The sequence below is a fragment of the Candidatus Eisenbacteria bacterium genome (assembly GCA_035712145.1).
GTDB lineage: Bacteria > Eisenbacteria > RBG-16-71-46 > RBG-16-71-46 > RBG-16-71-46 > DASTBI01.
The window spans coordinates 1-11943 of sequence record DASTBI010000012.1 but is presented as its reverse complement, the minus strand read 5'-3'; the positions used below and the strand labels follow the sequence as shown (position 1 = coordinate 11943).

At 64.5% G+C, this 11943-nt stretch carries 10 protein-coding genes; 3 read left to right on the top strand and 7 right to left on the bottom strand.

All coding sequences use genetic code 11. The features are described from left to right. Positions 1–383 precede the first annotated feature (383 nt). Positions 384–1250: a class I SAM-dependent methyltransferase gene (locus VFQ05_00530; protein HET9325237.1), complete on the top strand. Its 867-nt coding sequence runs from the start codon at positions 384–386 to the stop codon at positions 1248–1250. Positions 1251–1329: 79 nt separating this feature from the next. Here VFQ05_00530 and VFQ05_00525 read toward each other — a convergent pair whose 3' ends face one another. Continuing rightward, positions 1330–1581, bottom strand: coding sequence for a hypothetical protein (locus VFQ05_00525; protein HET9325236.1), 252 nt, complete (start codon positions 1579–1581; stop codon positions 1330–1332). Between the two features lie 291 nt (positions 1582–1872). Between VFQ05_00525 and asnB the strand changes: the two genes are divergently transcribed. Further along, positions 1873–3789 carry an asparagine synthase (glutamine-hydrolyzing) gene (gene asnB / locus VFQ05_00520; GenBank protein HET9325235.1) on the top strand — a complete coding sequence of 639 codons (1917 nt, stop codon included), beginning with the start codon at positions 1873–1875 and terminating at the stop codon, positions 3787–3789. A 9-nt stretch (positions 3790–3798) separates the two neighbouring features. Here the strand turns inward: asnB and VFQ05_00515 are convergent, their stop codons facing one another. The 6 genes from VFQ05_00515 to VFQ05_00490 all read right to left on the bottom strand — a co-directional run bounded on the left by VFQ05_00515 (position 3799) and on the right by VFQ05_00490 (position 11360). Further along, on the bottom strand, positions 3799–5109 hold the full coding sequence (locus VFQ05_00515) for a nucleotide sugar dehydrogenase (protein ID HET9325234.1): 1311 nt from the start codon (positions 5107–5109) through the stop codon (positions 3799–3801). 45 nt (positions 5110–5154) lie between these two features. After that, positions 5155–6360, bottom strand: a complete 1206-nt coding sequence (locus VFQ05_00510) for a glycosyltransferase family 4 protein (protein ID HET9325233.1) — start codon at positions 6358–6360, stop codon at positions 5155–5157. An 8-nt stretch (positions 6361–6368) separates the two neighbouring features. Then, on the bottom strand, positions 6369–7826 hold the full coding sequence (locus VFQ05_00505) for an O-antigen ligase family protein (GenBank protein ID HET9325232.1): 1458 nt from the start codon (positions 7824–7826) through the stop codon (positions 6369–6371). After that, positions 7823–9358, bottom strand: coding sequence for an oligosaccharide flippase family protein (locus VFQ05_00500; GenBank protein ID HET9325231.1), 1536 nt, complete (start codon positions 9356–9358; stop codon positions 7823–7825). Before VFQ05_00500 ends, VFQ05_00505 begins: the two co-directional genes overlap by 4 nt. Before the next feature lie 57 nt (positions 9359–9415). Then, positions 9416–10123: an FkbM family methyltransferase gene (locus VFQ05_00495; protein ID HET9325230.1), complete on the bottom strand. Its 708-nt coding sequence runs from the start codon at positions 10121–10123 to the stop codon at positions 9416–9418. A 163-nt stretch (positions 10124–10286) separates the two neighbouring features. Then, positions 10287–11360, bottom strand: coding sequence for a Wzz/FepE/Etk N-terminal domain-containing protein (locus VFQ05_00490; GenBank protein ID HET9325229.1), 1074 nt, complete (start codon positions 11358–11360; stop codon positions 10287–10289). Positions 11361–11757: 397 nt separating this feature from the next. On the opposite strand from VFQ05_00490, the gene VFQ05_00485 reads away from it, so the two are divergent. Further along, positions 11758–11943: carbamoyltransferase (locus tag VFQ05_00485; protein HET9325228.1), on the top strand; the 186-nt coding region annotated here is incomplete at its 3' end.

Genomic DNA, 11943 nt, shown 5'->3' with positions numbered 1-11943 from the left:
GCGAGGGACCGGAGGCCCGGAGCAGCTCGGCGGTCTCCGGATCGGAATCGACCAGGCGGGTGAAGAACTCGCGGATCGGGCGTGGATCCTCGTAGTCATTCACCGTCTCGATCCGTGCGTCGACCATTCCGATTTCGTCCGGCCAGGGGGTCCAAGGGCAGCGAACAAAGGTACTCCGAGCGCATCTGAGCGGCAACGAGAAACTCGGTGGGAGTCCCGGGATGGCATGGCGGGAACCCAAGCTCCCTTGCGAGGGTGAGCGACCAGTGCCAGAGTTCCTCGCTGGTCCGTGCCCCGTGTCGGGCCAGTCGGTTGTCAGACAGCGTACCGCTCGCCTGCTCGCGTCAAAGCGAGTGATCGAGCTGTTTGCGAGGAGCGCGCCCATGAACACGATCTCCCTCGAGCCACGGAGAGCCCAGGGCGGAGGCGATCCAACGAGTGTCGAGTCGGCCCTGCGAGGCGAGACGTTGTATGGCGACGACTTCGATCCAGAGCAGATTCGCCAGTGGTTCGAGGACGAGGAGCGCGGGTACTTCAACCTCGGCGCGGGGGACAAGGACCGCTACTCGTACAAATACCACGCCCTCAACCAGAGGCATGCGTGGCGGCATCTGCCAGAGCGCCGCTACCGGCGAGTCTTGGGATTCGGCAGCGCCTACGGGGATGAGCTGCGACCCATTGCAGCGAGCGCAGACCACATCACCATCATGGAGCCTGCCGATGGCTTTGCGGTGGACCGTATCGCAGGGACTCCGGTGGCCTACGTGAAACCAAGGCCCGATGGGTTGCTCCCTTTCGCCGATGGGAAGTTCGATCTCATCACGGCTTTCGCCGTCCTGCACCATATCCCCAATGTGAGCACCGTCGTGGCCGAGCTCTCCAGATGTCTGAGCCCGGAAGGCTTCATGTTGCTGAGGGAGCCCATCGTATCGATGGGGGACTGGCGCAAGCCACGGCCGGGACTGACCCGCCGCGAGCGAGGCATTCCACTTTCCATCTTCAGGCGCATTCTCGAGACTTCGGGACTCACGATCATGCGTGAGCGCCTGTGCGCCTTTTCCATTACTTCGCAGCTCGCGGCGCGCTGGCCGGTTTACTCATCCCGTTCTGTCGTCTGGCTCGACGAGTGGGTTTCCGGACTCCCTCTTTGGCCTGCCCGGTACCACGCGACACGGATGCACGAGAAGCTGCGTCCCACGGCTGTGGCCTATGTCCTCCGTCATCGAACCCGTGGCCCTGGATCGCGCTGAGAGCGCGCAGGGACGATCGACTCAGTTCGCTTCTCCCTCCTCGACCGAGACTTCCTTCCACACCGTTCCGTCCCAGTAGTTAGATACGCTTCGTCTCGAGGTTGTCGATCAAGGCGCCAGGGCGCTTGAACTCGGACGGGATCCGATCACGGCTCCTCGAATCGAGAACTCCTGGAAGGTTGATCCCTGCGGGAGCGGACGCGACGTGGATGCGGTCGCCGTCGACCGCCGCGCCAAGAACCAACCGCGTGCCGAGGAGTGTGTCCAGCCTCGAGGCGTTCGCCGGGGTGATCTCGTGAGTCGCGGCGAGTCCCTTCGAACCCAGACCCATCAGCCCGACCGGGATCACGATTGCGATGAAAGGTAACCGCGGAAACGCTTCACGACGCCCTCCCCGGTCTTGAACGCGCCTCAGGCGCGGAAGTATCGAAGGTCGCTCCGAGATCTCGGAGGATAGCAAGCTCTCGGCGTCATCCTCAGCGACGGCATCGAAGAGCCGGTGTCCTTGCCAAGTTTTTGCGAGCCGTGCGATAGTTTCCGCCTCCGAAATGGTATCGACTCCCCTCGTCCTTCCGACTCGCCCCGCCACCCCGGTGCGTTCCGAACCCTCGCGGGGTCTGTGATGTGCGGCATCGCGGGTATCGTCTCCCGGGATCCGATTCATCCGGACCAGCTCGATCAACTGAGTCGGATGACCCAGGCAATCGTCCACCGCGGACCCGATGGCTCCGGTGAGTTCCAGTCGCGACACGTCGCACTCGCGATGCGGCGACTCAGCATCATCGACCCGACCACCGGATGGCAGCCCCTCTACGACGAGGACAAGTCCATCGCGGTAATCGCGAACGGGGAAATCTACAACTACATCGAGCTGCGCGAGCAGCTCGCGGCTCGCGGCCACGTGTTCCGAACGCAAGGCGACATCGAGGTGATCCCGCATCTCTACCAGGACTACGGAGACCAATGCGTGAATCATCTGCGCGGCATGTTCGCCTTCGCCCTCTGGGACGAGCGCAAGCAGTCCCTCCTGCTCGCCCGGGACCGGATGGGCGAGAAGCCGCTCTACCTCTGCGAGCGTGATGGACGCATCTTCTTCGCGTCCGAGCTTCGCGCCTTGCTGAGCACCGGTGTGGCGAGCTTCGATCTCGACCCGGCCGCGATCCACCACTACTTCCACTACCAGCACGTCCCTGAGCCCATGACCCCGATCAAGGGGATCCGCAAGCTCCCCGCCGGCCATCGACTCGGCGTCACGGTCAGACCCTGGGCCATCCAGGAGTCTTGCTATTGGCGACCTGAAGACGCTCCCCCGCTCGAAGGGGATCCGGCGAAGCTCATTCGTGCCGAGCTGGAAACAGTCAGTCGCATCGTCGTTCGTTCCGATGTTCCGGTGGGCATCTCATTGAGCGGGGGGCTCGACTCGAGCGCGATCGCCATTCTTGCCTCACGTCAATATCCCGGCACTCTCCACGCCTTCAGCGCCGGATACTCCGGACGCCCGCACTCCGATGAGCGCTCGGATGCCAAGGCATTGGCCGACCATCTCGGCATGCCGTTTCACGAAATCGAGATCCCGACCGAAGACATCGTGCGGAGGTTCCCCGATCTGATTCGATGGCAGGACGACCCGGTCGCCGATCTGTCGGGCTTCGGTTACTGGTCGGTCTCCCGTGCGGCACGGGACCAGGGCGTTCCGGTCCTCTTGCAGGGTCAGGGGGGCGACGAGTTGTTCTGGGGCTACACGTGGGTGGCCGATGCCGTGCGGCAGTCGCTTCGAAAGTCGCGTGTTCCCCCTTCGAGATTCCGAGATTACCTATCGCTCCACTGGCCCCGCCTCAGTTCTCGAAGAGGCCTGCTCGACTGGCTCCTGTCGCTCGGCGGACTGAAGACCTCGATCGCCCAATATCATCGCGACCGGTTGAGCCCTCCCGATCGCTTGGTTTTCTATGACATCACCGATTTGTTCCGGACGGGAGCGCGCTATGCGGCCAGGATCTATTCGACATCCTTCCGTGAATCGATTCGCGAATCGTCCCCCTTCGATCTGTTCACCGTACCGAGGCCTTGGTCGGAAATCGACATCGCCATCACGCGTTTGATCTGCCGGACCTATCTGCTGGAGAACGGGATGGCGCGAGGGGATCGACTCAGCATGGCCAACTCCGTCGAGCTCCGTCTGCCGCTGGTCGACTACCGATTGGTCGAGACCGTGATCGGGTTGAGGAAGACCAAGACGGATGTCGACCTTCCACCCAAATCGTGGTTCAAAGCCGCCATCGACGACGTCGTGCCAGACTGGGTCAAGAATCGTCGCAAGCGCGGATTCCAGCCGCCCGTGCGCGCCTGGCATCACGCCCTGTTCGCGGAGTACGGCCGGCGCCTGGAGGACGGGGCGCTGGTTCAGCTAGGCGTCCTCGAGCCTCGCGCCGCGCGTGAGCTCTCTCAGGGCCGCTACCCGCTCGACGAAGTCGAGCCGTTCTCACTCACCGCGCTCATGCTCGAGCTCTGGTGCCGGGGAGCGCATCCTCACTTCGACTGACGGTTTCGGCTACCAGTAGAGCCCTTCGTAACCCTCGACCTTCCGAAGCTCCGGAATGTTGACCAGGTCGATGATCCGCTGCCCTGCGCGAAACTTCGCGGACGACCACGTCGTGGGCTCGAGCCGATGACTGACGACGAGCACGTCCGCCCAGCTCGTAACGTCGTCGAGGTCCTGCGCCATCAGATCCTCCAGATGAGGGATCATCGAGAACGCGAACGATCGATTCGCCCCGACAAGACCCTGCACGCTGAGGTGCCGGTCGAAGATCTTCACCGCATGGCCCTTGCCGCTCAGGTTCTCGACGAGGGCCACCAACGGACTCTCGCGAACGTCGTCCGTCCCTTCCTTGAAGGCCAGGCCCACCAGTCCGACCTTCGAGCGCGTCTCACCCATGATGCGCTTGAGCAGCGCCGCGATCTGGACATCGTTGCTGGCCAGGGCTCCCGCGAGCATCGGCAGCGGAGTCGCCGTGGCGCGCGATGCGTCGAGGATGCCTCGGAGGTCCTTGGGGAGGCAGGAGCCGCCGAACGCGAATCCCGGCTTCAGGTATTTCGCGGAGATGTTGAGCTTGGTGTCCGAGCAGAAGACGTCCATGACGCGGTGGCTGTCCACGCCGAGCGTCCGGCAGATCATGCCCATCTCGTTTCCGAAGGTGACCTTCAAGGCGTGGAACGTGTTGTCGGCGTACTTGACCATCGCGGCTTCATCGACGGTGAGGAAGAACGTCGGCGCCTCAATGCCGGGGTAGAGCTTCCGGCACTGTTCCTTCGATGTCTCGTCCGTCGCTCCGAAAACGATCTTCGGCGGATGGTAGAAGTCCTGGACGCTCACGCCTTCCCGAAGGAACTCCGGGTGACAGACGTATCCGAGACCGTTTCCCATGGTGCGGCCGGATGAGCGTTCGAGGATCTCGATGAGACGACGGTGGATCTCGGGGAGACTCGTGGAGCGCGACAGAATCGCATAGGTCTCGGGCCGGTGCTTTCGAATCGCCTCGCCGATCTGGCGGCTGGCCGTTTCGAGGTAGACCGAGTTCACGCCTCCGCTCGGCGTGCTCGGCGTTCCGACGCAGACCAGGGCGACCTCGGACTTGCGGACGGCTTCGTCGGGGTCGAGCGTCGCCTCCAGACGACGGTCCGCGATGGCCTTCTGGAGCAGCGCCTCGAGCCCCTCCTCGATGATGGGGGGCTTGCCGGCGCGGATCAGATCGACCTTGGCCTCGCTGACATCGCATCCCACGACCGAGTGACCGAGTTCGGCAAGACACCCGCAAGACACCGCGCCGACGTAGCCCAGCCCGAAAACGGCGATACGCATGAAAAGCCTCGAGATTGGGAAGGACGAATAAACGAAGGAGTCAGATCAAGCCGCGCTCGGATGACCGCGGCTTCCGGCGGTGAACTCCGCCAGCGTTTCGCGGATGCACCCGTCGATCGCGTCGATCATGTTTTCCAGAGTCCACTGATCGCGCACCAGTGCACGGCCCCGCTCGGCCACCGTGGCGACTTCGCCCGGGTGCTCCAGGATCCAACGCACCGCGGTCACCAGGCGGGCACGATCGCCCCGGGGGAATCGCCAGCCGGTCTGTCCGGGTCCATGGCCGATCAGGACCTCGCTGTCGGACCCCCGCTCGTCGGCGATCACCGTCGGCCGCCCGAGAGCCAGGCTCTGGTTGATGGCGAGACCCACGGCGCCGGGATAGACGCAGATGTCGCTGGCTGCGATCCAGGCGTAGTCCTCCCCCTCCGGCACCCTGCCCGTGACCAGGATGCGCTCGGGGTCCATCGCCGCTGCCGCAGCGCGAAGGTCGGTCGCGAGCGGCCCATCCCCCACCAGCACCATGACCAGACTGGAGTCGAGCGCCTTCAAACTCGGCCAGGCTTCGATCAAGTCGCGATGGCGCTTGTCCGGATTCATGCGCCCGATATTCAGCAGGATTCTCTTTCCGATCAACCCACGCTCGCTTCGAATCGCTTCCGAGCGCGCGCGAATCCGCTCCGCGTCCGTGAAGATCATTCGTGTGTCGATCGTGTTGTGAGCCACCGTCGTCCGCTCGGCGGGATAGCCCAGCGCCACGAGCTCTCGCCGTCCCGACTCCCCGTAGCAGATCATGCGGGTGAAGCGGCGGTAGTAAGTGGGTTTGATCAACGGCATCACGGGCGCGAGACTCGAGTAGCTGTGGAGCTTGGTCCACCCCACGACGGGGATGCCGAGCCTCCGGCACAGGGCAGGAAGGGTCCAGGTGGTCGTGTTGCGCGGATTGGCTGCAAGCACCACGACGTCCGGCCGCTCGCCTTCGACCAGCCTCTCGGCATCCGGCCAGCGACACAGGGACGCCCCCAGGACGCGGAAGTCGGTCTGAGGACACGACCGGAAGTATTCGCGCGCTTGACCACCGAAGGCCCGGCCATCCTGCAAGGTCCCGAGGACGCTGAGATCGTAACGACGGTCCGCACGCCCGCGCTCACGGATGCCGTCGAAGACCGCGGTGCGATAGTGATCGACGCGGGGCCCGAGGATCCAGACGCGCGGCAAGCGGCTGGTCGCGATCGAGCTCAGGTCACTCACTCCGTTCCTCATCGGGGGCGTCGCGGAAAGATCTTCTGCGACCACGTGGCGCGCGGCGCGTCGGCGGTTCGAACGACGGGCGAGGACGACCAGCGGAGACTCAGGGAGCCGGTCCGAGCCATCGCCATGCCAGCTCCCCAAAGGAGGCCCAGCAGGAACATCTCGTTCACGACCGCGAACGGATAATTGGTCAGTGAGAAAACGGCCAGGAAGACCGTGCCTGCGGCGATCGTGGCGAACCAGGTGGACTCCCACGGATCGCTTCGCCGCCGCGCCTCGCGGGCACCCATTGCCGTCGCCGTCCAGAGCATCCAGATGAAGAGCGCGAGGCCGATGGCGCCTTGCTTGAGCCACACCAGGAGGTAGTTCTGATGCACCCCCCACTGGTCCGCATACTTCCTGCTGAATGGCTCTTCCACGGCGAACGTGAACCCGAGTCCCTGCCCGACCCATGGAGAGCTGAGGATGATGGGAATCACCGTCGCGTATTCGAACAGGCGGATCATGTTGGACCGTGTCTCGATCCCCTCTTTGGTGCTACCGATGGACATGAGCCGCGTCACCGCGTCCTGCAGCAGGTCTCTCTGGCCCATGACGACGACCAGCTGGAAGGCTCCGATCAGACCGATACCGGCGATCAGGCCGACCACCGCCATGGAGCGTGTCCATCTCGCTCTGGCCCCCAGGCCACGCCCGCCGAAGACGAGGAACGTCACGATCAGACCGGCGAAGCAGCCGGTCCATAGGCCCCTGCCGAAGGTGATGAGCTGATGGAGGAAGAGCGGGACCGACAAGAGGACCCATAGGAATGCCGTCGCCAGGTTCTTCGAGCGCAGGGCCATGTTGACGAGCAACATCGCCACGATGCCGGGCAATGCAACCGTGTACGCGTTCGCCGTCCGTGTCTGGGCCTCGGCGAACGAGTGGAATCCCCACAGCGATGCGACCTGGGCGATCACGATGAGGGCGATGGTCGCGAAGCGCAGGTCCCGCTTGGCGTCGAAGGCATTGGCGACGATCAGGGACGTCCCGAGGCCGAGGATGGCGACGAATTCGAGTCCCAGGTTGCGGAGATGGTTCCCCATCAGGACTCCGCGCGCGGCGTTCGCGAGCGAGAGCATTATGAACGCCACGACCGGCACGGTTAGCGGAGAGAGGCACAAGCTGAAGACCCGGTCTCGAAAGTTGAGCACGTAACAGACGAACGCGAACACCATCACGGACATGAGCAGGCTGAGCTGGAACGTGAGCCCGCCGCCGGAGTTGCTGATGAACGACGCGCCCGTGACGACCAGCAGGAAGGCCAACAGGAAGTGGAAGGGACGAGCCATTTGAGCGAACACGAAGACCATGAGCCCGGCGGCGAATATCCAGTTGAACGTGAGACCCACCGTCACCACGGCCGCAAGCAGCAGCCAAGAGCGCGCATCCGGCATCCACGGAGTGGCCTCGATGCGCGTGCTCACGAGGACGCCACCTCCCGGCCGCGCGGGGTGAGCCCTGCGACCAAGTGCCACACCGCCCTGGACATTCGCTGCGTGTCGCCGAACGGCAGGAAGAACAGGGCAAAAACCGAGAGGTAGAGGGCCGCGGTCAGGGCTCCGTGCGCCCATCCGGGCGAAGGAAAGCGAACGGCCAACGGACCGGAGGCCAAAGCCAGCGTGCACAACGCCACGGCTAACCAGGCGACCGCCGCCCTCGGCAAGAGCTCACGACGGATCCATGGCCCGAACGTGACTCCGAAGCGACGCGAGACCGCCAGGTAGGTGACGAAGCCCGCCGAATAGGAGCACGCCATGGCGGCAATGGCGCCGGAAGTCCCGTAGAGCGGAACCCACCAGTAGCCGAGAGCGGCGTTCATGATCACCGTCGCGATCAGGCTCCCCACCTCGATCCAGGGTTTGCCCATTCCGCGGGCGACGGCGGTGGCCGGGCTCCATGCCAGGTCCGCCGCATAGGAGATGGCCCACAAGCGGATGAACACCGCCACGTGGTCGTGCTTCGGACCCAGCCAGACTCTCGTGATGTCGGGGGCCAGGAGCCAGAGCATGCCCAGAGTGATGGTGGTGTGAGTGTAGAGCCAGCGCAGCGAGGTCGTGAACAGCGAGGTCACGGCCTGGGGACCGTCGCTCTTCCACACGCGGGATACAGTGGGGATCAGCGCCGCCAGGATCAGATAAGGAATTCCGGCGACTCCGCTCGCGACCCGAAACGCCAACTCGTAGTCCGCGACCATCGCGAGCGTTCCGAGCAGACCCAGCATGATCTTGCCGACCTGCAACTGCAGCACGGACAGGATGTTCGTCATCTGGAGCGCGGCGCCGAAGTGAAGCAGCTCACGCCACTTCGGCCCAGGCCTCCCCGTGCCTGGCCGAACCCTTCTGACCAGGACGACCACGAGCAAGGCGGAGAGCAGTCCGCTGACCGCCTGCCCAAGCACGCCCGCCAACGCCACCTCACGCAGGCCTCCCCCAACCGTCAGCCCCAGGTAGAGAGCCACGATGTGGACGGCGACACCCAGCACCATGCACAGGTTCGAGAGATCAAGTCGCTCGAATCCCTGGAGCGACCCGGCGAGCACCTGAATCGGGAACGTCAGCAACACCCCCAGCGAGAAGATGAGCAGCGCCTGGAGCGTTTCCGGCACCAGCGGTGCCGGCACGCGGAATGCTCCCGCGATCCCCGACCGTGCGACGACCACGGCGAGCGCCCAGAACACACCGAGCGCGCCAGCCAGCCACAGGCCGCGCCCGAGGGTGCGGCGGACCGCCAGGCGGTCTTCCGAAGCGCGCTCGGCGGCGATGAAGCGGATCATGGTGTTGCCGATCCCGAGATTGAACGTGGTCAGGTAACCACTGAACGCAAAGAACAGCGCCCAGATGCCGAAGCGCTCGGCTCCGAGCCGATCGAGAACGAAAGGCGTGGCCACCACCCAGAGCGCGGCCGTCACCGAGCGACCCAGGACGTTGGCGATGGCGTTTCGGCGAAGCGACGTCACCGATCGAACTCTCTCGCCGCGTCTTCCGGGCTGCGGAGGGGCTGGATCATGCCTCGATCACGCGGGATGTGCGCCGGCCTCGACCTGCACGGAACCCGGCAGTGGAAGCTCCCGCGGGATCATGATGCGGTTGGACCGCGGCCCTTCGGGGATGGCGCCCGCCTCGTGCGAAGGGCGCAGCAACGTCGAGGTGACGGCGACGTAGCTTTCGTAGCCGAGGGCCAGGAAGAAGTCGATGACGTCCTTCTGCACGTAGCCACCCACCTGCGGCCAATCGAGCTCCGGGATGCAGATCGGCCGAGACTTCTCGATCACGCGCCGTGCTCCACGGAATACCATGAGCTCCGACCCCTCGACGTCGGCTTTGATGATGCGGGTCTTCCAGAGTTCGGGGTGGGATTGCGCGAGGTCGTCCAGGGATTCGAGTCGGATGGATACGCGCCGTTCGGCGCTGACCGTGGATTCTTCACTCGGCTCGAGCACCCGGCCGGTCCCCGACACTCGGGTGTTCCAGGTGTCTACGACCTCCAGCCAGGCCTCGCTCTTTCGATCCGATAGACCGAAGGGGAAGAACCGGACATTACGAAGTCCGAGGATCTGGATCGTCTTCGCGGTGACGTCGGCGTAGTACGGGTCCGCCTCGAACGAGAAGACATGACCGGTGGGGCCGACGCGCCGCGAGAACACCGATGTCCAATCGGCGCTGTTGGCGCCGACGTCTACGGCGACATCGCCGGAACGCAGGAATTCGGGAAGGAAGTCCATCTCCAGCTCCCAGGCCCACGGATTCTTGAGCGCGAAGCGAGTTGCATGAATCCAAGTCGCACCCCGGTCGCCGATGACCGACCGAATCCATTGTTTGACGTGGGCAGTCTTCATGAGAGGCATGAGTCGACCCGGGGCCAGCGGAAGATACCGGTTCGAGTCTTCAATCCGAGCCCACGGCGCGGACCATGGGCCGGGGCCGTTCCTCCTCCTTGAGCGCTGCATATCCCGCCCCGAGGACCAGGGAAGCCAGGAAAGTCCCCGCGATCATGATCCCGCGCCGCGGGCGAGACTTTCGTTCGGGTGGTGTGGCCCGGTCGAGGACCTCGACCGTCACGATGTCACGGGCCTCGGTAATGCGCGCATCCTCGTATTGAGCCGTGAGCAGGGCGAACACCTGCTCCAGAGCTTTCACCTCGCGAACCAGCCGAGCGAGCTCGAGTCCGGTTTCCGGCAGCTCCCGCATCTGGCGATCGAGCTGGGCGAGCTCCTGCCGGATCTGCAGTTCTTCCTCGCTGCCCGCCGAATACCCGCGCACCACACCGAGCCGGACCTGGAGCGCCATCCTCCGCGCGTAAAGCCGCGCCGCCTGATCGACGGCCGACGACATCTGCGAGGACAAGACGACCGCCTTGTTCTTCACCTGGTATTGGGCGAGCGTCTGCTCGGCCGACGCCAGCTCACGACGCGTCTCGTCGAGGCGGCCCTGGATGAAGAGACGAGTCCGGCGGCCCTTGGTCATCCGTGTCTCGCGATTGAACTGGTCGAGGAGCTCGACGTAGGTGTTCGCCATCTTGGCGGCACGGTCGCGACTCCTGTCCTCGACGGTAATCTGGATGGTTCCGGCCGCGGTCAGCTTGAACCTGGAGTGCTGAAGGAGCTCCTTGACCGCATCGACAATGAGTTTCTTCTTGTAGAGCCGCTTGAGATCGAAGCGATCCACCATCTGCTCGTTGATCCGCCGGCTGCGAAGAATGACCATGAACACTTCGGCGGGTGAGACTTCGGTCGGGATCTTGACTCCTGGCACGCCAACGCCCTTCAGCAGGCTGGCGATGCCCAAGCCGCTATCGTCCTCCGTCGGCGGCAGCAGCTCGACCTCGGCCCGGTACCAGGGGGGCATGACGAACGAGATCGCACCGACCACCACCGTCGCCGTGAGGACGAGCGTCAGGATCATCCCGCGGCGAGCCCAAATGCGCTCCCAGTAGGGAGCCAGAGCGATCGTGCGATCCATAGAGGGTTGGTGAAGCCGGGGCGCTGAGTCCTGTGGAGTCCCGTGGGAGCGGCCCATGGGCCGAAAAGAACGCTCAACGATATCCGCTGCGCTCCGAGTCCGTCAATCCGGGAGCCGCGACGGGAGCGCTGGCGGCCGCATCATGAAGCACGTTCCCCCTGGAGTCGCCGTGAGTTCTACGGGTTTGCCTTGACACGGAGGGGCCGGGAGCCTTTCCTTGTTCGCGCTTGTGACCCTGTCGGGTCCGCTGGCGACCCGAACCTCGTGCTTCCGGGGCCGTTGGGAACGGTGCGGCGGCCCGGACCATCGATCGCGCCGCCGTTTTCGTTTTGATCCACGCCCGGAGCTCCGGGCGCTGCGCGACCCATCTCGACCGTCAACCTCGAAAGACATCCGCGTGAATCGTTTGGTGTTGGGAATCAACAGCGACCATGGTGACGCTTCCGCCGCGCTGATCAGTGAGAAGGGCGTCCTGGCCGCGATCGCCGAGGAGCGCATCAACCGCCGCAAGCACTGCGCGGACTTCCCGATTCTGGCCATCCAGGAGGTGCTGCGGATCGCGGGAGCCAAGGTCACCGATCTC